This is a genomic window from Allobosea sp. FG18, from assembly GCF_057809495.1.
The window spans coordinates 1-21,869 of record NZ_JBMDKB010000004.1; the positions used below are offsets into that span (position 1 = coordinate 1).

Genomic DNA, 21,869 nt, shown 5'->3' on the forward strand with positions numbered 1-21,869 from the left:
CTATCAGTGGCTTACCGGGATTATGATTACACTTCCCGGTTATCCATATCTAGAACGGGATATCGTCGTCGAGATGGCTGGAGGACGAGCGTCCGCCGCCACCGCCACCACCGCCCGACGACATGGCCGGCTGGCGCGAACCGCCGCCGCCCATCGCGCTGGACCGGCCGAAGGAGCCACCGCCGCCCGAGCGGTCGTCCATGTAGCCGCCGCTGCTGCCGCCGCCCTCGCCATACTCGTCCGAGCCGCCCTGGCGGCTGTCGAGGATGGTGAGCTCGCCGCGGAAGCGCTGCAGCACGATCTCGGTCGTGTATTTCTCGACGCCGGACTGGTCCTGCCATTTCCGGGTCTGAAGCTGGCCTTCGATGTAAACCTTGGAGCCCTTCTTCAGGTACTGCTCGGCCACCTTCGCCAGGTTCTCGTTGAAGATCACGACCGAATGCCACTCGGTGCGCTCCTTGCGCTCGCCGCTCTGCTTGTCGCGCCAGGTCTCGGAGGTGGCGATACGCAGATTGACGACAGGCTCGCCGCTGCCGAGGCGGCGCACTTCGGGGTCGCGCCCGAGATTGCCGACCAGAATGACCTTGTTGACGCTACCAGCCATGACAGGCTCCGTTTCCTGCGCACTTCACACAAACCGGCCTCGTGACCGGAGCCGAACCCTATCGGCCGATTGAGGCATTATCAATGATGTTCCTGTTTTGTTCAAGTGCCTTGGCCCCGGTTTTCCCCCGCTGATTCGCCGATAGTCACCGCGGCGGCTGCCGAGCTCCGAGGATCGCCTGCGCCATCCGGTCGAGCAGAACCGCGAGCAGGACGATGCCGAGCCCGCCGACAAAGCCGAGGCCGGGATCGGCCCGTTGCAGCCCGAGCAGCACGACCTCGCCGAGCCCCTTGGCGCCGATCATCGACGCCACGACGACCATGGCGAGCGCCATCATGATCGCCTGGTTCAGCCCCTGCAGGATCGTCGGCCGCGCCAGCGGCAATTCGATCAGCCAGAAGGCCTGCCGTGGCCGCAGGCCCAGAGCCCGCGAGGCCTCGACCAGCCCGGCATCGACGCCGCGCAGGCCAAGTTCGGTCAAGCGCGCGAAGGGCGGCAGCGCGTAGACCAGCGTCGCGACCAGCGCCGGTGCCCGGCCTAGCCCGAGCAACATCGCGACCGGGATCAAGTAGACGAAGCTCGGGATGGTCTGCATCAGGTCGTAGAGCGGCGCGAGCGCCCTTCCCAGCCGCGGCAGCCGCGCCGCCGCGACGCCGAGCGGCAGCCCCAGCAGCACGACGAACACCACGGCGACAGTCACCAGCGCGAGCGACTGCATCGCCTCGCCCCAGACGCCCAAGCCCGCCAAAGCCAGCGGCAGGGCCGCCATCGCCAACGCAAATCCGAGCCGTCGCGTCGCAAGCCAGGCGCCGGCCGCGACCGCCAGAACGAAGGCAGGCACCGGCACATGCTGAAGCAACGTCTCGGCCAGCCGCACCGGCGCCGTCAGCACCGCACTGAATCCATCGAGCCTGTCGCCGTAGCCGGTGACGAGCGCATCGACAGCGCGATTGACGGCGCCCTGTAGCGCCTTGCCGAATTCCGGCACCAACGCGGTCGTCACAGGCTGGCAGCGACCTTGCCGGCGACTTCGGCCGGCAGCCATTTCTTCCAGATTTCGCCCTGCGTCTTCAGGAAGACGAGGGCCTGCTGCTCCGGCGTGACGCCCTTCTCGCGCGCCTCGGCCAGCATCTTCGAGGTCACGTCACTGGTCGTGCCGTAGCTCTTGAAGAAACTCGCGAGCTGCGGTGCCTTCTTGGCCAGATCGACATTGGCGCCGATCACGACCTTGCTCATCGGATAGGCAGTGGCGCGCTTGGGGTTATCGCTCGCCTTGAGCTCGGCCCAGATCGTAGCGTCGAAGGGCGCTTCCTCCAGCTTGACGAGATCATAGGCGCCGAGCAGCCAGCTCGGCCCCCAGTAATAGAACACGACCGGACGCTTGCGCTTGAGCGCGGACTCGATGGCGGCGACCAGCGCCTCGCCCGAGCCGCCGCGCGTATTGGTGAAGTCGTCGGCGAGCCCGTAGACCGCGAGCTTCTTGGTGTTGACGCCCTCGCAGACCCAGCCGGCGACGCAATTGTAGAAGCGCCCCTTCCCCGGCTCCTCGGGGTCGGTGAACAGCACCTTGTAGCGCTTGAGGTCCTGCACGGTCTTGAGTTCCGGCGCCTTGGCGTCTGCGCCCGAGACGAGATAGCGCGGCACGAACCAGCCCTCGCTCGCATCCGGGAAGGTGGTGCCGAGCGGCTCGACCTTGCCGGCCTCGGCCGCCTTCACCCAGGCATCGACCGGGTTGGCCATCCAGATTTCCATGACGATATCGACATCGCCGCGCGCCATGCCATTGACCAGCGGCGCGATCACGCCCGGAACGCGCTCGACCTTGCAGCCGAAGCCGCGCTCGGCGATCGCGCTGGCTACGGCGGTGTGGAAGGCGGCGGAATCATAGTCGAGCCCGGCCATTTTCAGCGGGCGATCAAGCTCGCAGGCGATGGAGGGCGCGCCAAGGCCGAGGCCGAGCGCAAGGGTTGCTGCTCCAAGAAGGGCTTTCATCATTGTCGCTCCCCCAATCGTTCATGGCTGGCGCCGCCCGGCCGGTCGCGCACGCGGCTCGCGCTGAAACGCCGGACCGGGCAAATTGATCCGTCCGCCCCGGCCTCTCTCGATCCAACATCGCGCAAACCGGTCGGCGAGGCGATGCACGACCCTGTCAGCGCCCGTCAGGACCGAACGGAGAAGCGCCGAACCCGGCCGGCATCACGGGGCGCGATAAGGCACGCCGCCCTCCCATCGCGACTGCCAATGCGCGAGGTACCGCACCGCGACCTCCGGCATCTCGCGGATGACGACGACGTTCTCCGAATTCTTCATTTCCGCCGACGGGGCGTAGTTAAACGACCCGGTCTGGACCGTGCTGCCGTCGACGATGACGGTCTTGTCGTGGTGGAGGTGGAAGCGCTCGTTCGTACGCAGCGCCACGCCGTTGCGCGCCACGAAATCCATGGCGGCCTTGCTGGCCTTGCCCGTGTTGCGCTCCTTGTCGACGACCACGCGGACCTCGACCCCGCGCTTCTGCGCCGCGACCAGCGCCTCCGTGATGTCCGGCGCCTGGAAGGCATAGGCGAGGACCTGGATGCTGCGCCGGGCCTCGCCGATGACCTTCAGCACCAGCGCCCGCGCCGAGCCTTCCGGCGAAAAGCCGACCTCGACGCCCGGCGCGGCCTGGGCGGCGCAGGACAAGGCCAGCGCGGCCGCCAACCCCATGATGCGGATCGTGTTCACGACGGCCTCGCTTTCATCGGCACTGCGCTTCTTTCCGGTTATCGCCCTGCCCGCCCGCGCGGCAGACCGGCATCGCCGGATTGACGGGATCATGCATGCCTGATCCAACGCGACCAAGCTCCCGATCGCCGGTACCTGGAAGGATCTCGCCGTGCCCGCCGATAACCGCGTCGTCCTCTCCAGCGATCACGCCGCCATCCCGCTCCGGCAGGCCATCGCGAAGCATGTCGCGGCGCAGGGCTGGGTCGTGGTCGATATCGGCCCGGTGACGGCGGAGAGCACGCCCTATCCGAAACATGGCGAAGCAGCGGCAAGGCTCGTCGCCTCCGGCGATTGCCGGCTCGGCATCATCCTGTGCGGCACCGGCCAGGGCATCATGATCGCCGCGAACAAGGTCAGGGGCATCCGCTGCGGTGTCTGCTCCGACACCTTCTCGGCCCGCATGATCCGCCAACATAACGACGCCAACATGCTCTCGCTCGGCGCCCGCGTGGTCGGCGAGGGGCTGGCGCTGGAGATCGTGGACGCCTTCCTCGGCGCGACGTTCGAAGGCGGCCGGCATGCGACGCGGGTGGAGATGATCGCAGCGCTGGAGGCGTAGCGCCGAGCCCGACGCGCCGGCCGGTCGCTGGACAGACGCCCGCGCGCGCCGCAGGATGCCTCATGCGGTTCACAAAATGGGATTACATCGCGTTCCCGTTCCTCGCTGCCGGCGGCATCGGGGTGTTCTACGGGGTCATCCGCCTCGTGGGCTATTTCGGCCTCGGCGTCCTCGGCCTCGTCATCGTCTTCATCGTCATCCGCATGGACCTGGAAAAGGATGGTCCGAGCGGCGTCGATCCCTCTGTCATCGCCGAGCAGTTCAAGGCCCGCGACCGCATGTCGAGGGCCGAGAAAGCGGGCCTGTTCGCGGAGCAGCGGACGCGCCTGCAACCCCAGTTCGTCGCGCTCCTCGTCGGGACCGGCTTCGTCATCCTCGGATTTGGCGTGCACTTTCTGCTGTAGGCTCGCCTTCGTCAGGGCCAGATCGGTGCGCCGTCCAGCCCCGCGGTTTCCGGCAAGCCGCAGATCAGGTTCGCATTCTGCACCGCCTGGCCGGCCGCTCCCTTGCCGAGATTGTCGACCACGCCCATCGCGATCACCAGATTGCGCTCCGGATCGGCGGCATAGCTGACGAATGCGAGGTTCGAGCCCGTCGCCCATTTAGTCTGCGGCGGCTTGTCGGTGACGCGGACGAACGCCCGGCCGGCGTAGAAGCGCCGGGCGGCTTCGAGGCACTGCTCGGTGCTGGCGCTGCCGCGACAGTAGATGGTGGCGAGGATGCCGCGGGTCATCGGCACGAGATGCGGCGTGAACACCAGCCCGGCCGCACTGCCGCCGCTCAACCGCTCGATGGTCCTGGCAATCTCGGGCATGTGGGTGTGCCTGAGGAGACCGTAGGGGATCAGGTTCTCGTTGCTCTCGGCGTAGCCGAATTTGCTGTCGCCGCCCCGACCGGCGCCGGAGATGCCCGTCTTGACGTCGATCACGATGTTGCCGGGCTCGATCAGCTTGTCGGCGAGCAGCGGCGCCAATGCGGTCAGCGTCGCGGCAGGGAAGCAGCCGGGGTTGGCAACGCGGGTCTGCCCCTCGATCCGGGCGGGCCAGATGTCGGCGAGGCCGTAGGCCCAACCCTCGACATAGCGATGGTCGCCGCCGATATCGACGATCTTCACGCTCCCGGGGACACGCGCCAGCGCCTCCGCCGAAGCTCCGGTGGGAAGCGACGCGAACAGCACGTCGAGCTCAGGCAAAGTCGCCGGGTCCCATTTCTCGATCACCAGCTCGGCCAGCCTGGCCGGCACGCCGGGGAAACGATCGACCAATCGGCTGCCGGCGCTGCTCTCGCCGGCCGCGTAGACCAGCTCGAAAGACGGGTGGCTCGCGATCAGGCGCAGCGCTTCGCCGCCACCAAAACCGCTGATCCCGACGATGCCGACGCGGATGCTCATGATGATGTCCTTCCAGGTTCGGGCAAAAGAAAACCCCCGGAGCCGAGGGCTGCGGAGGTTCGGGAACGCGGACCTGAGGTCGCTTCGGGGCGTGAGGCCTAGGGAGAGGCCGTCACCACGCGGAGGGACATAGATCGACGCACAGCCCGAAGAGCCGCGGCACGGGTGCAGCGGCGTCGACGTCGATCACAAAGGTTGTGGTTCCCAAGCATGCCTGCGGACAGTGTCGCGCCCCATGTTTGTCGTCAAGCGGGATGTCCGCGGTCGAGCCATGGCGGACGCTCTTGCTGATGTCGCAACCCCGATGCCATGCTTCCCGACCAGACGCCTGCGGGAGTGGAACAAGGATGCACAGCGGCTCATGCCTTTGCGGTGCGGTCCCCCTGACGGTGGCTGACAGCCTGCCAAATCCCAATTTCTGCCATTGCCGCATGTGCCGCAAGCATTCGGGTCACTACTTCGCGTCCACGGATGTGCCCAGGACGGCCCTGACGATTGTCGGCGAGGAGAAGCTGACATGGTTCCAATCGTCGGAGAACGTCCGGCGCGGCTTCTGCTCGGCATGCGGATCGTCTCTCTTCTGGGATCGGCCGGATCGGAGCTGGATCGCCGTGGCGATGGGAGCTTTCGACGGGCCGACAGAGACCGCCGCAAATCTGCACATCTACGTCGCCGACAAGGGTGACTACTACGAGATCGCAGACGGCCTGCCGCAATACGACACCGTTCCGCCGCGCGACTGAGGTGTTGGGAGTGAACATCCGTTTTCGACCCATTGCGGGCGTTATAAAAACCGAGAATGCCTCGCCGAATGAGCCTTACGAGGCAAGATGTCGGTGTTCGGAGCCCGACAGCTTTCTCAGCCACCTGAGAACCGCAGCGCGTCACTAAGTGATGTTCCGCTTCTTGCTCGCGATATGGTTCAAGGCATCGGTGATAGGATTATGGGCGTTGTTTCGCCGCCAAAATGAACCGGCTTTTCCCGGCACAATGACCTGTCCTTCGCCAATGACGCGTTCGCGGTCGTCGCTCCCCTTGATGCGATACTGGGGCTCGCCATTCATACGCGTGGGTAGGAGACGGGTGATGGCGTAGGTGCCCGCGGCATTTTGGTCATGAAAGCCAAACGCTAAGCTGACGCGGTCCCCGACCTTGAAAAGATGCGACATGTCTCTTCCCTCCATTTGAAAGCCCTCTGGAGCCGAGAGCGAGCTGAACGTCCTTTGGAAAAGGCAGATGCAGGGAACTCAGCCCGTCAATGGATTGTCGGAAAGTGGAACGGCGTTCCCGCTATCAAATTTGGTAAGCCGGTCTTTGCGATTTGAGCGGTGAGCTCGGCCATCGCCGCCTCATCCGTTGCAAATTCAGTTAGCCAGATCGTGCAGCCGCCGTCGGTGTGGACAAGCTCAAGAGTCCATCCTTCAGACCAGGCCAACTGATAAATCTCCACCTGCACCGTGACGCCGGCTTGGTAAAAGCTCCCGCAAAGCGGAGACCGCTTCGTTCCGTTATCGTCCATCTGAATTCACGGGTGCGTTCCCTCTGTGAAGGTGAGTGCAGTAAGGGTTCGTTCGGGCACAGGGCGCTTTCAAGCAACCCTGTCCAACCGCGGTAACGGGCGCCCGACCACCTCCATGTACCGGTCAGTCCAGTTGGTCACTGCGAGCTCGACCGCTGCACCGCTCTCGCAATGGAGCAGAACTTTGTAAGAAAATTCACTGGGATCGGTGTGCTCCGTTTCGACAATCAGATACCCGACCCAATGATGCTCTTGATGAACGCCAAACTGGTATGTGACGGGCAGCGTCCGACCACTTCGCAAAGTGACTGAACCAATTCCATTGAACATGGCGAGTTTCTCCGGCTGGGGCCGTCCACGGCTTCGTCTGGCGGGGGACGGCTAAGGCTGTCGTGAGCCGAGCCCTAAGCATCGATGGCCAGTGGTCGACTTGAACGGCGGCCAAAGCGCCCCTCGGCCCGAGAGATGAGTTGGCCGAGGTCCGTTGCAAATCGGATATGACGCTCGGAGTGGCTGATGACATGCGCAACGAAGGCATTTCCCTCGTCTAAGGCGATCTTAATTGGCTTGAGGAAAGAACTCCGATCGATTGACCGGATGTTGCCAATAAGAATGCCGCGGCAGCCGCCAGCCGCGTGGGAATGCAGAAGGAAATAACCAACAAGAAGGTCCGTACCGTCGCGCAGGATCAACCTGCCGTGGCCGGATTGCATGATGCTCTCGATTACGATTGCCGGCCGAAATGCTCGGGCGGGAGGGCGGTGCGCAAAGGCAGCACTGTTCCTAGTAGGCGCTTCAATTAGGCGAATAGCAAGAAATATTTGGGATTATTGGGATTAGCGCGCTCTAGGGTAACATGATACCGCTTAGCGTCCGCTCCCGACCCAAGCCGGACCTTGGGGCCGTTTGCGGATCTCGCCATTTCGTCCGCGATTGGAATCGGCGCTCCCTGAATGCCAGCCCCATGCCGCAGGTTGTCAAAGGGGCTGTTTTCTGGCCTCGAGATCATGCAAGGATCGGGCGGACAGCGGAGCCGCTCGAAGAAGCCCGGCTCAGCTTCCGGAATGCAGCGATGGAGCTCGTCATGCTGAAACGCTATGTCGCCCTGGCCTTCATCCTGCTCGGGCCCGTCGGCTGCGTCACGCAGGACAGTGTTCCCCGCGCAAGAGCCGACGGGCCGGCCTATATGCAGCCCGGCATCGGCGCCCCGGCTCGCCAGACGGACTCGTTCGGAAACGCCCTGCGCTAGATGCCGACAACCGGTCGCGGTCAGCCCTTTCCCCAAAAGTCCAACAAAAAACCGGCAGGCCGAAGCCCCGCCGGTTCATTGTCGTCAGATCGTTCGACCGTCTCAGCCGCGCGGCGCGAAGGCCTTGAGGGTTGCGGCGGCGAGCGCCGACTTCAGGACGGCGCCGAGGATGAAAGGCACGGCGCCCAGCATGATCGCCTTGGACAGGCCGATCAGGACAGCGAGCCAGGCAACGCCGATCACCAGGCAGAGCACGTTGCCGGCGAGCATCGAAGCGAAGGCGAGGCCAACACGGCTGCCGTTCCAGCCCTGCTGCGCCAGCCAACCGGTCAGCGCCGCGGCGAAGGGGAAGGCCAGCAGGTAACCGCCGGTCGGGCCGGCGAAATAGGCCGCGCCACCCACGGCGCCGGCAAAGACGGGCAGGCCCATGGCGCCCTGCGCCAGCCAGGCGATGACGGTGACCGCGCCAAGGCGCCAGCCATAGAGCGCGCCGACCAGCGTGACAGCGAAGGTCTGCATGGTCATCGGCACCGGATACATCGGCACCTTGATCTGCGAGGACAGCGCCAGCAGCAGGCTGCCGACGATCACGGCGCCGGCCTGCCAGGCAAGCGAGCGGCTTTCCAGCCGCAGCGGGCTGAACGGGCGGCTGAGGGCAAGATCGGTCATGGTCACTCCTGGGTCGCGATCAAAATTATCTATAATTTTGATCTTTGATCTATGAGGGAGTCCATATCTCGACGGAAAAGGCAAGCGCGCCCTTCGTTGCGATGCCCGTTGGCAGGGGACGAAATCCGCTCAGCCGAGCGGGCGACGGCAGCATCGTTTCTGCGCCCCCCTTGTCATTCCGGGGCTTCGCATCGCGAAGAACCCGGAACCCACGACTGGGTGAGCGGCATACAACCGAAGTCCCCGAGGTTTCACCCGGTCGTGGGTTCCGGGTTCGAGCCCGTGGCGCGCCCCGGAATGACAAAGGTCGAGCACGCCCCTGCCCCCTCACCCGACGATGGCGAAGGCCCCGCGCGTCGCGCCGGAAGCGGTGCGGACCGGGCGCTCGCCGATCCATTGGGCATGCCGCGCCAGCGTCGCGATCGCGGCTTCCAGGTCGCCGCCGCGCAAGGCGCTCAGGATCGCGCGGTGGTCATGGTCGGTGCGGGCCTCCCATTCCGAGCGCCAGGCCGAGAACAGGAAGCGCGCGCTCGCGGCATGGAGATCGTCGATCGTCGCGAGCAGGCGCTTCATCCCGCAAGGCGCGACCAGGATGCGGTGAAAGCGACGATTCGCCTCCTCCCAGGCCCGGACATCGGTCGCCGCGTCGCAGTCGCGTCGCGCCTGTTCGGCCTTGTCGAGGATCGCGGCGGTGAGATGCGGCGCGGCATGGCGCAGGGCCAGAACCTCCAGCGCCGCGCGCATCGCCGCGACCTCCTTCACCTCCGACAGGTCGAAGGAAGCGACACGGACGCCGCGGCGCGGCTCGCTGATCGCCAGCCCCTGCGCCTCCAGCCGGCGGAAGGCCTCGCGGACCGGGACATGGCTGGTCTCGAATTCCTCGGCGACATGATCCTGCCTGAGGCGCGAGCCGGGCTCGATCGTCCCGGCGATGATCCGCTCGGCCAGGGCTTTGGCGATGCGGACGGCGATGGTGTCTTCGGCAGGCTTCGTCATGATTTATAGATAATTCGGCCACGCGGCGGAGTCGATTGCGATCGGCGCGACGATCCCCATATCGAGGCCTCGCCGATCCTGACGCCTTCTGTCAGGAAGACGGCAGCAGCCGGGACGGCTGCGTGCTATTCATGCCGGGCAGATCGCCGCGAGGCTGGAAAGGCCCGGCATTTGCCCTACATCTAGCGCTTCACCGCAACGGACGCCCCGATGGCCCGCAAGACCGAATCCGCCGCTGCCCAGGCTGCTGCGCTGGAAGACATGTTCGACCGCAACCGCGCGGCCGATCCGAACAGCCGCGCCATCACCGTGCGCGGCGCGCGCGAGCACAATCTCAAGAATGTCGACCTCGCGATTCCGCGCGACAAGCTCGTGGTGTTCACCGGCCTGTCCGGCTCGGGCAAATCCTCGCTCGCCTTCGACACGATCTATGCGGAAGGCCAGCGCCGCTATGTCGAGTCGCTCTCGGCCTATGCCCGCCAGTTCCTCGAGATGATGCAGAAGCCCGATGTCGACCAGATCGACGGGCTCTCGCCGGCGATCTCGATCGAGCAGAAGACGACCTCGAAGAACCCGCGCTCGACTGTCGGCACCGTCACCGAGATCCACGACTACATGCGCCTGCTCTGGGCGCGCGCCGGCATCCCCTATTCGCCCGCGACCGGCCTGCCGATCGAGAGCCAGACCGTCCAGCAGATGGTCGACCGCATGGTCGAATTGCCGGAGAAGACGCGCGGCTACCTGCTCGCGCCGGTCGTCCGCGGCCGCAAGGGCGAGTTCAAGAAGGAGATGGCCGACTGGCTGAAGCGCGGCTTCCAGCGCGTCAAGGTCAATGGCGAGTTCTACGAGATCCCGGACGCCCCGGCGCTCGACAAGAAGTTCAAGCACGACATCGACGTGGTGGTGGACCGGATCGTGATCCGGCCCGATCTCGGCGCGCGTCTCGCGGACTCGCTGGAGCAGGCGCTGGAGCTGACCGACGGCATTGCCGTCTTCGAGTATGCCGATGAGAAGGAGGAGAACGGCGAGGCCCGCCGCGTCACCTTCTCCTCGAAATTCGCCTGCCCGGTCTCCGGCTTCACGATCCCTGAGATCGAGCCCCGGCTGTTCTCGTTCAACAACCCGTTCGGCGCCTGCCCGGTCTGCGACGGCCTCGGCCACGAGATGCGCATCGACCCGGACATGATCGTGCCGGACCATTCGCTGACGCTGAAGAAGGGCGCGATCGCGCCCTGGGCCAAGTCGACCTCGCCCTATTACGGCCAGACGCTGGAAGCGCTTGCGAAGCATTTCGGCTTCTCGATGACCAAGCCCTGGTCGGAACTCCCCGACAACGCCAAGATATCGATCCTGTTCGGCACCGGCACCGAGCCCGTGCGCATGGCCTATAATGACGGCTTGCGCAGCTATGAGGTGAAGAAGCCCTTCGAGGGCGTCATCACCAATATGGAGCGGCGCTGGAAGGAGACCGAGAGCGACTGGGCCCGCGAGGAAATCGGTCGCTTCATGTCGGAGACCCCGTGCAAGGCCTGCAACGGCTATCGCCTGAAGCCCGAGGCACTGGCGGTGAAGATCGACATGCGCCATATCGGCGAGGTCTCGAAGCTTTCGGTCAAGGACGCGCTGGACTGGGTCACCGCCCTGCCCGCCCGGCTCTCGAAGAAGCAGAACGAGATCGCCCCGCGCATCCTCAAGGAAATCCGCGACCGGCTGACCTTCCTGCTCGATGTCGGTCTCGAATATCTGACGCTCGCCCGCGCCTCCGGCACGCTCTCGGGCGGCGAGAGCCAGCGCATCCGGCTGGCATCGCAGATCGGCTCGGGGCTCACTGGCGTGCTCTATGTGCTGGACGAGCCCTCGATCGGCCTGCACCAGCGCGACAACGAGCGTTTGCTCGGGACGCTGCGCCGGCTAAGGGACCTCGGCAACACGGTGATCGTGGTCGAGCATGACGAGGACGCGATCCTGACGGCGGATTATGTCGTCGATGTCGGCCCCGGCGCCGGCATCCATGGCGGCGAGATCGTCGCCAAGGGCACGCCGCAGGACATCCTCGACGATCCCAATTCGCTCACCGGCAAATATCTCACCGGCGAGATGTCGGTCGCGGTGCCGGCCAAGCGCCGCAAGGCCACGAAGGGCCGCAGCCTCAAGATCGTCGGCGCGCGCGGCAACAACCTCCGCAATGTCGATGTCGAGATCCCCTTGGGGATGTTCACCTGCATCACCGGCGTCTCCGGCGGCGGCAAGTCGACGCTGGTGATCGACACGCTCTACAAGGCGGTGGCGCGCAAGCTGAACGGCTCGATCGACCACCCGGCCCCGCATGACCGCATCGAGGGCATCGAGCATCTCGACAAGGTCATCGACATCGACCAGTCGCCGATCGGCCGCACGCCGCGCTCGAACCCGGCGACCTATACCGGCGCCTTCACGCCGATCCGCGAATGGTTCGCCGGCCTGCCGGAGGCGAAGGCGCGCGGCTATCAGGCCGGGCGCTTCTCGTTCAACGTCAAGGGCGGCCGCTGCGAGGCCTGCCAGGGCGACGGCCTCATCAAGATCGAGATGCACTTCCTGCCGGATGTCTACGTCACCTGCGACGTCTGCAAGGGCAAGCGCTACGACCGCGAGACCCTCGAAGTGAAGTATCGCGACAAGTCGATCGCCGACGTGCTCGACATGTCGGTCGAGGAGGCGAAGGGCCTGTTCAAGGCGGTGCCCTCGATCCGCGACAAGATGGAGACGCTGGCGCGCGTCGGGCTCGACTATGTCAAGGTCGGCCAGCAGGCGACGACGCTCTCGGGCGGCGAGGCGCAGCGCGTCAAGCTCTCCAAGGAACTGTCGAAGCGCGCCACCGGCCGCACGCTCTACATCCTCGACGAGCCAACGACCGGCCTGCATTTCCACGACGTCGCCAAGCTCATGGAGGTGCTGCACGAGCTGGTCGACCAAGGCAATTCGGTGGTGGTGATCGAGCACAATCTCGAGGTGGTGAAGACCGCCGACTGGGTGATCGACATGGGCCCCGAAGGCGGCGACGGCGGCGGCCAGGTGGTGGCCGAAGGCACGCCGGAGGACATCGTCCGCATCGGCAAGGGCCATACCGCGCGCTTCCTCAAGGAGGTGCTGGAGCGGCGGCCGATCAAGAAGGGCAAGGTGCAACGAGAGGCGGCGGAGTAGGCGCAGAACGCGCTCTACCCCGCTTTCGCGTCTACAAGCGAAAGCTTGGGTTGCTCGGGACGCGAGGTAACTGGACCGGCAAGACCAAAGACCAAGGTCTCGACTTCCTCCCAAGGCAAATTCAAATCGTTCGCAATATCGTTTCTGGTTATCCCCTTTGACCAGAGCGCAGAGAATACCTTCGGTAGCAGCGTGGAGGTTTCGCGCTCTACCCCCAATGGCTCTCCCGTCCTGTAGCCTCTCTGCCCGAGTTCAATAATAATTGATCGATGCGTCCAATCAGAAATCATTCCAATCTGGTGAAGTCGGGTAGCGAGAGCAAGGGCGGAAACTTTCCATCGTACCTTAGCTTTAATGACCTGCGACGAGCTGTAAACGTGAGATAAATTACTCTTAACATCCGCATCAGGCATAAGGAAAGCTGAGGCAAACTGGTTTGCTTGCCGTTCCGCATCGTCTTCTGGCATTGACTCTGCTTGAGCATGAAAGTGCAATACGAGATGACCTAGCTCATGGCCGGCATCGAAATTAGAACGTTCGGCCGACTTTTTCTGGTTCAAGAAAATATAGGGATGGTCTGCCTTCCAAAATGAATAAGCATCAACGTTATGCGTATTCTCCGAGAGAGAAAGAACTCGAATACCTTTCGACTCGAATAGCCGCAAAATATTTCCAATGGGGCGATCTCCTATGCCCCAGTGCTGACGAAGCAGCCGCGCCGCGACCTCTGGCCTGCTCTGCTCTCTACTGAGGTCGATCAAATCAGGGGCCGGCAAACTAAACCGAACATCGATCCACTGATAAAACGCGATGCCGTTCGACCCCGCTGCCAACGACGCATCGCGTTCCGCAGCCTTCATTTTCTTCAGGCTGCGAAACGATACGGCCATTGGCTCAAGCACTTCTGGCTTGTCCATTAAGAAAAAAGCTCGCGGATAACCGAGCGCATTGGCCAGTTTGTCTACGGTCGCATCATCGGGCTGATGGCCGTTCTCTACCTTCGAGACCGTCACATCGGTCACGCCCGCTACCGCCGCCAATTCCTTCCCTGATAGCTTTCTCCGGTGGCGAGCTACCTTCAATCTCTCCGCGCAGAACATCACGCTGCACGATCTTTGAAGACGACTGGCACATCGAAATCATCGATGGGATCGTTCTCGGGATCGATACGCACCTTCCAATCGTCGTTGGGGCCACTAATGAAAATCCGTTCCCGAAATTCGGAGTACCTCTTGTTTGCGATGACGGGGCAAGAGAGCTCCACGCTGCCATCCTCCCCAACCATCACAAAGTAAGTGACGATCTGATCGCTGTGAGGGTCTTTCACGTCATCACTAGGCAGCCGATCCGCGTCGGTTTCGAGAAGGACGCCATAGAAATCGAAAAGCGGCAAACGGCATAGGCGCTCCGCACCGCTGCCTTTCTCCGAACGAGGCATTGGCGGGAATAGGGCGTCGCAGGCTCGATCGACATTCTGGTAGCCGATACGCAGACCAAGCCGATGATTGATCACAGCCTCAACACCGAGCGTCCGATCAATAACCCACTCACCACCCAAAATCTGAGCGCGAAGGGTACCTACGCCGTGGATGTAGGCCAGCGTTCCGGGCGCATTTTGCGGCATGAGCGGGCTGGCATCGTCTGATGCTGCTCGTGCGGTATCACGAATGGCGAGAATCTGATCCACATTCAGATCGAAATCTGCCAGCCTCCGGAGAGCGTCTTCGAGCTTTTGGATAACGGCAGTCCGGAACGGCGGCATGCGGATCTCACGTTTAAGAATCGGCCCCTCATTAGAGGGAAGAAATCTTAAACGCGCAAGAGGCGCGTTGGACAACCATATCGCTCTGCGCCCGGCCAGCGCCCAACGGCGCCGCCTCGCCCTAGATGGCAATTGCGCACCCTCATCCGGGAGAAGGAATGAGGCCCCGCGGTTCCCTCGCCTCGCCGTCATGCTCGGGCTTGTCCCGAGCATCCACGTCTTGCGACGCTGGTGGTTGGTGCAGGCAAGCCACGAAGCGTTCGCGTTTTCGGTCCCGCGTAAAGACGTGGATGGTCGCCACAAGGGCGACCATGACGGCGGAGGCTCGGTCGTGAGGGCGGGAGCCTCCGGTGTATCAGGCCAGTTCCTCGTAGAGGTCGTTCCAGTCGGGATTGCGGGCCATGATCGTGCGGGTCTTGTAGGCGCGATACCAGCGCTTCATCGATGTCTCGCGCTGGATCGCCGCTTCGATCTCGTCGTGCCATTCGTACCAGACGAGGCGCTTCAGGCCGTATGCCTTCGTGAAACCGGCGATCAGACCCTCGCGATGTTCGTGAACGCGCCGGCCGAGATCGCTCGTCACGCCGATATAGAGCGTGCCGTTGGGCCGGTTCGTCATGATGTAGACCCAGCCGCCTTGCTGCTTCATGGCGGCAGGATGCGATTGCGCTTTCGCATGGGCAAGGGCTCCATCGTCATGGTCGGGCTTGTCCCGACCATCCACGTCTTGCGACGCTGATGGCGGGCGGCGGCTCACGATGAAGGGCGCCACCAGGCGTTCCCGCGCGAAGACGTGGATGGTCGCCACAAGGGCGACCATGACGGGAGAGGTTCCGGGCAGCAAACTTATCCCCGCCCCTCATCACCCGCCCTATCCTGCCCTCGCCCATCACCCAAACGGGGCGGCCGTCCGGAGGTATGCTGGAGGTTGGGTGAGGGTCGGCGCCTGCGGGCGGGGGTTACGCCCTGCTCCCGGGAGGCTTCGGGAACCGCCCTGGGGACACTACGGTCCCTGTGCGAGGAGCTCGCTGGGAACGGCCGGCCGTTTGACGGACGGGCAAGGCTACGACGCGACGACCCGCTGAGGGACACTGGCGTCGAACCCCGCCCATCCTGAACCGCTTAGGCCCGATAAGCGCGGCCCGGAGCCCAAAATCGCCGGAGGCGGAGCGCCACGGGGCGTGCGACGGGTGGCTCAATCCCGCCGCGCCGCAGCCTGGCTCAACGGTTGCGGATTCCCTCGCGCCTCGCGGCGCTCCGCCAGCCCTGTCTAGCCACCCCTCCCGCCGCGCATCCGCGCGGGCGGACGATCCTGCGTGCCTGACCCCAGGGAGACCCGCCATGCCGAAACGCCGGAACACCCCCGCCGCTACCCCGCCGATCACTGATTTCGAGAGCTGCCAGAGGGCGCGGTCCGCCCTGTTTCGCCGGCTGACCGACCAGCTCGAAATCTTCCGCGTCTGCCCGAACAGGACCTGCAAGCGGATGCGCGCCTGCCAGGATGCGCGCGGCGCCTGCTTCCTCGCCGTGATGCGGGCACTGCCGGACGATACCCGCAGGTCCTTCGCCTACGCCATGGAGAACCGCGCCAACGGGCTTAACCCCGACGAGGCGATGGCGCAGGCCGAGGCCCGCGTCGCCGGGGAGAGCGCCCGGCACGGGGAATAAGGCGCGCCGCCGAACTGAAACGGCGCCGGTCGCGGGCGGTCATGGCCGGCCGCCCCGACACGTCGGCAAGATGGCCGGCCCCTGCCGCAGGCTATTGGTGGCGTCTTGCCGCCGTGATCTCCGGAATTCGTAGCGTCATGCGCGCCAGCGCGGTTGTACGACTCCGGTTTTCAGCTATTTTCCCCGCCGAAACGGATGCGGGGATTGGACTTGAACGTTCTGGCGCGGGTCAAGGATTTGCATGTCGGCCTCCGTGCCCTTCGTCAGCGGAACTGGCCTATGGCAGCGAGGGCGCTCCCGCCGGCCGCGGAGGCGTTTCCGAGCGCGTGGCTCTGGCTGAAATGCGGGCATGCGCTGAAGGAGGACGGCCGCTTCGCGGAGGCGCTGCTGGCCTATCGCAAGGCCAGCGCGGCGCGGGACGCATTCTGGGCGCCGCATTTCTTCATGGCGCAGATGCTGAACCGCCTCGGCCGGGCCGAGGAGGCGAAATGGTCAGCCGGGCGGGCGCTGTCGCTGAGCCCGGAGCCGGTGCACCATCTGCTGATCCTGGTCTCGGAGAAGCTGTTCATCGACGCGCCGCCGGCCCTGCCGCAGGATTCGGCCAGCCGGGGCCGCCGCGAGGCCGCCCTGCGCAAGATCGAAGCGGCGCTGGCGCTCAACCCGGACGACAAGCCGATGCGCTTCATGCTCGGGCTGCATCACTGGCTGCACGGCGCGCGCGACGAGGCGCAAGGCATCGCGAGCGCGCTGATGGAGACCGAGACCTGGAACGAACAGGTGAACTGGCTCTACCGGCGGCTGAAGAGCGACAAGATCCTGGCCGCGCGGGCGCAAGCGCGGGCCCAGCTCGGGCCCGCCGGTGATTTCCTGCCCGAGGCGCTGCATTTCGTGGCGATCGGCACCACCGGCCTGTGCAACGCCTCCTGCGTGCATTGCCCGACCGGCAAGGCGGTGACCGCCCATGTCCCGCGCCTGCCGATGCCGATGCCGCTGTTCACGAAAATCATCGAGCAGATCGCCGAGCTCGGCCTGTCGATCAACGACCAGCTCTCCTTCGGCCTGTTCGGCGACGGGCTGGTCGATCCGCTCGTGCTGGAGCGGGTGCGGATCGCGCGCAAGCTCCTGCCCGATGCCCGGCTCTCGGTGAACACCAACGGCGCCGCCTATAACCGGGCGAAGCACAAGGTGCTGGCCGAGATGGGCGTGCGCGTCTCGCTGCATATCGAATCGATGGTGCCGGAGACCTATGCGATGCTGATGGCGCCGCTGCGGCTCGAACGCGTCATGCCCAAGGTCGAGCAATTGATCGAGGATTTCGGCGAGGATCTCTATGTCAGCGTACCCGTCAGCCGGGTGAACCAAAGCGAACTGCCGACGATCCTGAAGTATTTCTACGACCGCAACGTCACCAAGGTCGGGCTCGACGGGCTGAGCAGCCGCTGCGCTTCGGATCGCTCGGTCTTCGACAGCCTGGCGCTCTCGCCGATGCCGATCCGCTGCGGGACCAATGTCGTGAACGACCTCATCGTCGACAGCGACGGGCTGGTGATGATCTGCTGCCAGGATTTCGAGCGGGTCGACAGCATCGGCGATCTCTCGAAGGAGACGCTCGCGGGCGTGCTCACGAACATGGCCCGGCGCACGGTCTACGAGCAGTTCGCGAACGGGCGCCACGAGGAGCGCCAGACCTGCTCGCGCTGCTTCGGCGACCCGCGCATCGAGACGCATCTCTATCCGGTCCCGCTGCCTGCCTAGCGCAGGCCGGGCGTTCAGAACCGGTCGATGATCGTCACGCCGGTGCCCTCGAAGCGGTCCATCGCCATCAGGGCGGGGATCGATTCGGCGAGGTCGATGCGGCGGCCGACGAGCTGTTGCGGGGTGAGCTTGCCGGCGCTGATCATGTCGAGCATCGCGCCATAGCGATGCGCCTGCATGCCGTGGCTGCCGAGGATTTCGAGCTCGTGGGCGATGACCTGCGCCATCGGGATCGGCGGCGTCGCCTGCTCCGCCAGCAGGAGCCCGACCTGGACATGCTTGCCGCGCTTGCGCAGGTTCGCCACCGAGTTGAAGCAGGTCTGCGGGTGGCCGAGCGCATCGAGCGAGACATGGGCGCCGCCGCCGGTGGCGTCGCGCACGGCGGCGACGACATCGGGCTGGGTTCTGGCATTGATCGTCACCGCGGCACCGACCTCGCGGGCGAGGCGCAGTTTGTCGTCGGAGATATCGACCGCGACGACATTCGCGCCGAGCGCATTGGCGATCATGATCGCGGAGAGGCCGACGCCGCCGCAGCCGTGAACGGCGACCCATTGCCCGCCCGAGACCTTGCCCTGGTCGACCACGGCGCGGAACGAGGTCACGAAGCGGCAGCCGAGGCTGGCGGCGGTGGCGAAATCGATCTCCTCGGGCAGGCGCACGAGGTTGAAATCGGCGCGGTCGATGCGGACGTACTCGGCAAACGAGCCCCAATGGGTGAAGCCGGGCTGGAACTGGTCGTCGCAGACCTGCTGGTTGCCGGAATGGCATTGCGGGCAGGAGCCGCAGCCCGAGACGAAGGGCACGGTGACGCGGTCGCCCTCGCGGAAGCGCACGACGCTGCGGCCGACCGCGGCGATGACGCCGGCGAGCTCATGGCCCGGCACATGCGGCAGGCGGATATCGGGATCGTGGCCGACCCAGCCATGCCAGTCGCTGCGGCACAGGCCGGTCGCCTCGACCTTGATGATAACGCTGTGCGGCTCCGGCGTCGGGTCCGGCAGGATGCGCAGTTCAGGGGCCTGCCCGAAGGCTTCGTAGACGACGGCTTTCATGGGGCGTGCCTCCTTCGGTCGAGGCCCGTGTCATGGGGCAGCGCTGCGGGACGCGTCAACCGCGCGGCGTGGCGGTGCGCCTGCGTCACTGTCATGGACGGCGACGGCGAGACGGTGAGACCCCCTTAAGATTCCGCGCCTATGGTGCGTTCGCGCTCGGCCCGCCGCATCGGCGGGCTTTCCGAAGACGGCCGCGAAACATCCATGAGCGACAGCGTCCACGGCTCGACGATCAGCGACACGACCCGATCCGCGGCCGAACCCGGCATGCTCGGCGGTATCCTCGCCGGCTGCGGGCTGTTCATCCTGATGCTGTCGCTGCAGCCCTTTGCCGGCGTGCCGGAGCAGACAGCGCCGGGTGAGTCGACCGGCAACATCGTCAACCAGGTCGGCTGGTTCGGGCTCGGGCTGGTTTTTCTCGTGGCGATGCTCGGCCTGACGCAGCGCGATGTGCTGGCGCGGCTCGGCTTCGGCCGCTGGGCGGTCGTCTTCGGCATAGCCGCGCTCTCGATCGCGCAGTCGCTCGATCCGACGGCGTCATTGCGCGGGCTTCTGCTCACCGCGATCGTGATGATCGTCGTCGCGGGCGTGCTCGTCCTGCCACGCGACGAGCGCAGCTTCGCTTCCGCAGCGGTCAATGCCTGCCTCGTGCTGCTGGTTCTGGTCTACGCCATGCTGGTCGTGGCGCCGCATCTGGTCCTCCACAGCGCGGAGGGGGCCGAGGGCGTGCATGCCGGCGACTGGCGCGGGCATCTCTCGCACAAGAATTTCGCCGCCCCCGTCTTCTCGATCGTGGCGATGATCGGCATCTACGGCTGGCGCAGCGGCCTGCGCTGGCGCGGCGCGCTCGTCGTTGCGCTCGGCGTCCTCTTCGTTCTCAACAGCGGCTCCAAGACGACGATGGGCTTCCTGCCGCTCGCCATCGGCGTGGTCACGCTGGCGCGCATCACCGGCCGGCCGGGGCTCGCGGTCCTGGTCCATCTCGCGCTGGTCGCGTTGATCGCGGCGCTGACCGTCGGCTCGGTAATGTCGCCGACCCTCAATGCCATGCTCAAGGCGCTGATCTCGGATCCGACCTTCACGGGCCGCGACGAGATCTGGAAATTCGCCCTGCAGCGTATTTCCGAGCGGCCCTGGTTCGGCTACGGCTATGCCAGTTTCTGGCAGACGCCGGCCGTGACGGGTTTCGAAGAAAACTACGAGGCGAGCTGGGATATCCGCGGCATCGGCTCCGGCCATAACAGCTATCTCGACGCCGCCCTGACTTTCGGCGTGCCCGGCGCGGTGCTGGTGACGTGGTTTCTGATGGGCCGGCCGCTGATCGACTACATGCGCAGCCGGCAGATTCCGGCGAACCGTAATCTCGCCGACCTCTTCGCCATGATCCTGATCTTCATGACCTATGTCGGGATGTTGGAGTCCTTTCCGCTCAACCGAGCCGATCCGCTCTGGGTGCTGTTCGCCATGGCGGTGATGGGGCTTGGCCTCGCCGCGTGGATGCGGACGAAAGCGTCCTGACCGGCTGCGGATCACTCCGCCGGAGCGAGCTCGGCCGCCTTGCCCTTGCGCCATTGCTTCTGGCCGAGCACGTAGGGCTTCACCTTGAGGAAAGGCTTCTCGATCCACAGCCACGACACCAGCGCGAAGGCGATGACGATCGGCGCCGAAATGGCGAAGAGCAGCGGTCCATTGCCATGGGCGAAATCGGTCTGGCTGACGATCGCCTGCTGGATCGGGAAGCCGTAGAGATAGATGCCGTAGGAGACATCGAGCTTCTTGATCCGCGCCGGCAGATGCAGCGGCAGCAGGCCGAGATAGACCACGCAATAGGTCAGGAAGGGCGGCACGAAGAAGGCATATTCGCGCGGTGCGGCCATCAGGGCGACCGAGGCCAGGAGCGCTGCGACGAAGAGCAGCCAGTGCATCTTCACATGCTCGCGCCACTGGAAATACAGGCAGCCGACCAGGAAATAGAAGACCACGACGGTCCAGTGGTAATTGCCCTCGGTGACGCCGAATCCGACCTTGAACGCGGCAATGGTGGCGCCGAGGATGACCGCGATCGACAGGGCGGCGAAGAGCAGCCGGCGGTGGAGGATGCCGACCGCGATCATGATCGCCATCAGGATGTAGCAGTAGAATTCCGGCTTGAGGGTCCAGAGGTTCTGGTTGACCACGCCCGCGACGGGATTGCTCTCGAACACGCCCGGCAGTTCGAAGCGGATGCGCCCGACGATATTGCCGAAATACTCCCAGAACCGGATATCGGCGACGTAGTCCCGCAGCAGCCAGGTCGTCAGCAGCGGGCCGAGCACCAGCGCCGACAGGGTGATCTCGACGAAGAGCGCCGGCACGATGCGGATGGCGCGCAGCGTGATGAAGGGCCGAACAGCATCGGTGCGCATGGCGCTGCCGGTGACGAGGAAGCCGCTGAGCGCGAAGAAGGCCGGCACCAGGCTCATCAGAAAGATGCCGTGCAGCCCTTCCCAGTCGCGGCTCGTATCGGCGCCAGCGACCCAGCCCGAATGCACCGCCAGGATGGTCAGCGACAGGATCAGGCGCATCGCATTGAAGCCGGGGCCTTCACCGCCGTTCCGGTTCAGGATATCGGCAGCGCTGGGAAGGGAACGGTAGAGCCGGAACATGCCTCACCTGGATGCGGAACTGCATCATGCGCAGGTGACGATATGGACTGGCGGC

At 65.0% G+C, this 21,869-nt stretch carries 23 protein-coding genes; 8 read left to right on the top strand and 15 right to left on the bottom strand.

The window, feature by feature from the left end; genetic code table 11:
* Positions 1-49: 49 nt before the first annotated feature.
* The 4 genes from ssb to ACODTJ_RS05830 all read right to left on the bottom strand — a co-directional run bounded on the left by ssb (position 50) and on the right by ACODTJ_RS05830 (position 3,325).
* Positions 50-604, bottom strand: a complete 555-nt coding sequence (ssb, locus tag ACODTJ_RS05815) for a single-stranded DNA-binding protein (protein WP_454657033.1) — start codon at positions 602-604, stop codon at positions 50-52.
* A 145-nt stretch (positions 605-749) separates the two neighbouring features.
* Positions 750-1,607, bottom strand: coding sequence for an ABC transporter permease (locus tag ACODTJ_RS05820; RefSeq protein WP_454657034.1), 858 nt, complete (start codon positions 1,605-1,607; stop codon positions 750-752).
* Positions 1,604-2,599, bottom strand: coding sequence for an ABC transporter substrate-binding protein (locus ACODTJ_RS05825; protein WP_454657035.1), 996 nt, complete (start codon positions 2,597-2,599; stop codon positions 1,604-1,606). The genes ACODTJ_RS05820 and ACODTJ_RS05825 overlap by 4 nt, the downstream gene beginning before the upstream one ends.
* A 201-nt stretch (positions 2,600-2,800) precedes the next feature.
* Positions 2,801-3,325 carry a phospholipase D family nuclease gene (locus ACODTJ_RS05830; RefSeq protein WP_454657036.1) on the bottom strand — a complete coding sequence of 175 codons (525 nt, stop codon included), beginning with the start codon at positions 3,323-3,325 and terminating at the stop codon, positions 2,801-2,803.
* 151 nt (positions 3,326-3,476) lie between these two features.
* On the opposite strand from ACODTJ_RS05830, the gene rpiB reads away from it, so the two are divergent.
* Both rpiB and ACODTJ_RS05840 read left to right on the top strand, forming a co-directional pair.
* Entirely contained in the window at positions 3,477-3,926 is a 450-nt protein-coding gene (gene rpiB, locus ACODTJ_RS05835; protein WP_454657037.1) for a ribose 5-phosphate isomerase B, read from the top strand.
* Between the two features lie 62 nt (positions 3,927-3,988).
* A complete protein-coding gene (locus ACODTJ_RS05840) occupies positions 3,989-4,330 on the top strand; it encodes a hypothetical protein (RefSeq protein WP_454657038.1) in 342 nt (113 codons plus the stop codon).
* Positions 4,331-4,341: 11 nt separating this feature from the next.
* Here the strand turns inward: ACODTJ_RS05840 and argC are convergent, their stop codons facing one another.
* On the bottom strand, positions 4,342-5,316 hold the full coding sequence (gene argC / locus ACODTJ_RS05845; protein ID WP_454657039.1) for an N-acetyl-gamma-glutamyl-phosphate reductase: 975 nt from the start codon (positions 5,314-5,316) through the stop codon (positions 4,342-4,344).
* A gap of 347 nt (positions 5,317-5,663) precedes the next feature.
* Here argC and ACODTJ_RS05850 point away from each other — a divergent pair, with 347 nt between their 5' ends.
* Positions 5,664-6,059 carry a GFA family protein gene (locus tag ACODTJ_RS05850; RefSeq protein WP_454657040.1) on the top strand — a complete coding sequence of 132 codons (396 nt, stop codon included), beginning with the start codon at positions 5,664-5,666 and terminating at the stop codon, positions 6,057-6,059.
* Between the two features lie 144 nt (positions 6,060-6,203).
* Here the strand turns inward: ACODTJ_RS05850 and ACODTJ_RS05855 are convergent, their stop codons facing one another.
* The 3 genes from ACODTJ_RS05855 to ACODTJ_RS05865 all read right to left on the bottom strand — a co-directional run bounded on the left by ACODTJ_RS05855 (position 6,204) and on the right by ACODTJ_RS05865 (position 7,548).
* Complete coding sequence (locus tag ACODTJ_RS05855; protein ID WP_454657041.1) at positions 6,204-6,485, bottom strand: hypothetical protein; 282 nt, start codon at positions 6,483-6,485, stop codon at positions 6,204-6,206.
* Between the two features lie 86 nt (positions 6,486-6,571).
* A complete protein-coding gene (locus tag ACODTJ_RS05860; protein ID WP_454657042.1) occupies positions 6,572-6,835 on the bottom strand; it encodes a hypothetical protein in 264 nt (87 codons plus the stop codon).
* Between the two features lie 404 nt (positions 6,836-7,239).
* The gene (locus tag ACODTJ_RS05865) at positions 7,240-7,548 is read right to left on the bottom strand and encodes a hypothetical protein (RefSeq protein WP_454657043.1); all 309 of its coding nucleotides are present in this window, start codon (positions 7,546-7,548) and stop codon (positions 7,240-7,242) included.
* A gap of 371 nt (positions 7,549-7,919) precedes the next feature.
* On the opposite strand from ACODTJ_RS05865, the gene ACODTJ_RS05870 reads away from it, so the two are divergent.
* On the top strand, positions 7,920-8,084 hold the full coding sequence (locus ACODTJ_RS05870) for a hypothetical protein (protein ID WP_454657044.1): 165 nt from the start codon (positions 7,920-7,922) through the stop codon (positions 8,082-8,084).
* Positions 8,085-8,186: 102 nt separating this feature from the next.
* Here ACODTJ_RS05870 and ACODTJ_RS05875 read toward each other — a convergent pair whose 3' ends face one another.
* Positions 8,187-8,753, bottom strand: coding sequence for a biotin transporter BioY (locus tag ACODTJ_RS05875; protein WP_454657045.1), 567 nt, complete (start codon positions 8,751-8,753; stop codon positions 8,187-8,189).
* Between the two features lie 327 nt (positions 8,754-9,080).
* Entirely contained in the window at positions 9,081-9,749 is a 669-nt protein-coding gene (locus ACODTJ_RS05880; protein WP_454657046.1) for a GntR family transcriptional regulator, read from the bottom strand.
* A 210-nt stretch (positions 9,750-9,959) separates the two neighbouring features.
* Here ACODTJ_RS05880 and uvrA point away from each other — a divergent pair, with 210 nt between their 5' ends.
* Entirely contained in the window at positions 9,960-12,929 is a 2,970-nt protein-coding gene (gene uvrA, locus ACODTJ_RS05885; RefSeq protein WP_454657047.1) for an excinuclease ABC subunit UvrA, read from the top strand.
* 14 nt (positions 12,930-12,943) lie between these two features.
* Here the strand turns inward: uvrA and ACODTJ_RS05890 are convergent, their stop codons facing one another.
* From ACODTJ_RS05890 to ACODTJ_RS05900, 3 genes are all read right to left on the bottom strand, one after another.
* The gene (locus ACODTJ_RS05890) at positions 12,944-14,029 is read right to left on the bottom strand and encodes a helix-turn-helix domain-containing protein (protein ID WP_488847981.1); all 1,086 of its coding nucleotides are present in this window, start codon (positions 14,027-14,029) and stop codon (positions 12,944-12,946) included.
* Positions 14,029-14,766 carry a hypothetical protein gene (locus ACODTJ_RS05895; protein WP_488847852.1) on the bottom strand — a complete coding sequence of 246 codons (738 nt, stop codon included), beginning with the start codon at positions 14,764-14,766 and terminating at the stop codon, positions 14,029-14,031. The genes ACODTJ_RS05890 and ACODTJ_RS05895 overlap by 1 nt, the downstream gene beginning before the upstream one ends.
* Before the next feature lie 280 nt (positions 14,767-15,046).
* Positions 15,047-15,511 (bottom strand): GIY-YIG nuclease family protein, encoded by a 465-nt coding sequence (locus ACODTJ_RS05900; RefSeq protein ID WP_454657049.1) that lies wholly within the window; start codon positions 15,509-15,511, stop codon positions 15,047-15,049.
* A gap of 521 nt (positions 15,512-16,032) precedes the next feature.
* Here ACODTJ_RS05900 and ACODTJ_RS05905 point away from each other — a divergent pair.
* The gene (locus ACODTJ_RS05905) at positions 16,033-16,359 is read left to right on the top strand and encodes a hypothetical protein (protein WP_454657050.1); all 327 of its coding nucleotides are present in this window, start codon (positions 16,033-16,035) and stop codon (positions 16,357-16,359) included.
* A 279-nt stretch (positions 16,360-16,638) separates the two neighbouring features.
* Positions 16,639-18,114: a radical SAM/SPASM domain-containing protein gene (locus ACODTJ_RS05910; RefSeq protein WP_454657051.1), complete on the top strand. Its 1,476-nt coding sequence runs from the start codon at positions 16,639-16,641 to the stop codon at positions 18,112-18,114.
* Between the two features lie 14 nt (positions 18,115-18,128).
* Here the strand turns inward: ACODTJ_RS05910 and ACODTJ_RS05915 are convergent, their stop codons facing one another.
* A complete protein-coding gene (locus ACODTJ_RS05915) occupies positions 18,129-19,169 on the bottom strand; it encodes a zinc-dependent alcohol dehydrogenase family protein (protein ID WP_454657052.1) in 1,041 nt (346 codons plus the stop codon).
* A 204-nt stretch (positions 19,170-19,373) separates the two neighbouring features.
* On the opposite strand from ACODTJ_RS05915, the gene ACODTJ_RS05920 reads away from it, so the two are divergent.
* The gene (locus ACODTJ_RS05920; protein WP_454657053.1) at positions 19,374-20,687 is read left to right on the top strand and encodes an O-antigen ligase family protein; all 1,314 of its coding nucleotides are present in this window, start codon (positions 19,374-19,376) and stop codon (positions 20,685-20,687) included.
* An 11-nt stretch (positions 20,688-20,698) separates the two neighbouring features.
* Here the strand turns inward: ACODTJ_RS05920 and ACODTJ_RS05925 are convergent, their stop codons facing one another.
* On the bottom strand, positions 20,699-21,814 hold the full coding sequence (locus ACODTJ_RS05925) for an acyltransferase family protein (protein WP_454657054.1): 1,116 nt from the start codon (positions 21,812-21,814) through the stop codon (positions 20,699-20,701).
* Positions 21,815-21,869 lie beyond the last annotated feature (55 nt).

What these genes read in the sequence shown, in the direction of transcription:
- ACODTJ_RS05920 (WP_454657053.1), top strand. Translation starts at nt 19,374, where the DNA reads ATGAGCGACAGCGTCCACGGCTCGACGATCAGCGACACGACCCGATCC.
- ACODTJ_RS05855 (WP_454657041.1), bottom strand. Translation starts at nt 6,485, where the DNA reads ATGTCGCATCTTTTCAAGGTCGGGGACCGCGTCAGCTTAGCGTTTGGC.
- ACODTJ_RS05840 (WP_454657038.1), top strand. Translation starts at nt 3,989, where the DNA reads ATGCGGTTCACAAAATGGGATTACATCGCGTTCCCGTTCCTCGCTGCC.
- ACODTJ_RS05865 (WP_454657043.1), bottom strand. Translation starts at nt 7,548, where the DNA reads ATGCAATCCGGCCACGGCAGGTTGATCCTGCGCGACGGTACGGACCTT.
- ACODTJ_RS05825 (WP_454657035.1), bottom strand. Translation starts at nt 2,599, where the DNA reads ATGATGAAAGCCCTTCTTGGAGCAGCAACCCTTGCGCTCGGCCTCGGC.
- ACODTJ_RS05915 (WP_454657052.1), bottom strand. Translation starts at nt 19,169, where the DNA reads ATGAAAGCCGTCGTCTACGAAGCCTTCGGGCAGGCCCCTGAACTGCGC.
- ACODTJ_RS05870 (WP_454657044.1), top strand. Translation starts at nt 7,920, where the DNA reads ATGCTGAAACGCTATGTCGCCCTGGCCTTCATCCTGCTCGGGCCCGTC.
- ACODTJ_RS05890 (WP_488847981.1), bottom strand. Translation starts at nt 14,029, where the DNA reads ATGTTCTGCGCGGAGAGATTGAAGGTAGCTCGCCACCGGAGAAAGCTA.
- ACODTJ_RS05905 (WP_454657050.1), top strand. Translation starts at nt 16,033, where the DNA reads ATGCCGAAACGCCGGAACACCCCCGCCGCTACCCCGCCGATCACTGAT.
- ACODTJ_RS05860 (WP_454657042.1), bottom strand. Translation starts at nt 6,835, where the DNA reads ATGGACGATAACGGAACGAAGCGGTCTCCGCTTTGCGGGAGCTTTTAC.
- ssb (WP_454657033.1), bottom strand. Translation starts at nt 604, where the DNA reads ATGGCTGGTAGCGTCAACAAGGTCATTCTGGTCGGCAATCTCGGGCGC.
- argC (WP_454657039.1), bottom strand. Translation starts at nt 5,316, where the DNA reads ATGAGCATCCGCGTCGGCATCGTCGGGATCAGCGGTTTTGGTGGCGGC.
- ACODTJ_RS05875 (WP_454657045.1), bottom strand. Translation starts at nt 8,753, where the DNA reads ATGACCGATCTTGCCCTCAGCCGCCCGTTCAGCCCGCTGCGGCTGGAA.
- ACODTJ_RS05900 (WP_454657049.1), bottom strand. Translation starts at nt 15,511, where the DNA reads ATGGTCGCCCTTGTGGCGACCATCCACGTCTTCGCGCGGGAACGCCTG.
- ACODTJ_RS05925 (WP_454657054.1), bottom strand. Translation starts at nt 21,814, where the DNA reads ATGTTCCGGCTCTACCGTTCCCTTCCCAGCGCTGCCGATATCCTGAAC.
- ACODTJ_RS05850 (WP_454657040.1), top strand. Translation starts at nt 5,664, where the DNA reads ATGCACAGCGGCTCATGCCTTTGCGGTGCGGTCCCCCTGACGGTGGCT.
- uvrA (WP_454657047.1), top strand. Translation starts at nt 9,960, where the DNA reads ATGGCCCGCAAGACCGAATCCGCCGCTGCCCAGGCTGCTGCGCTGGAA.
- ACODTJ_RS05910 (WP_454657051.1), top strand. Translation starts at nt 16,639, where the DNA reads ATGGCAGCGAGGGCGCTCCCGCCGGCCGCGGAGGCGTTTCCGAGCGCG.
- ACODTJ_RS05880 (WP_454657046.1), bottom strand. Translation starts at nt 9,749, where the DNA reads ATGACGAAGCCTGCCGAAGACACCATCGCCGTCCGCATCGCCAAAGCC.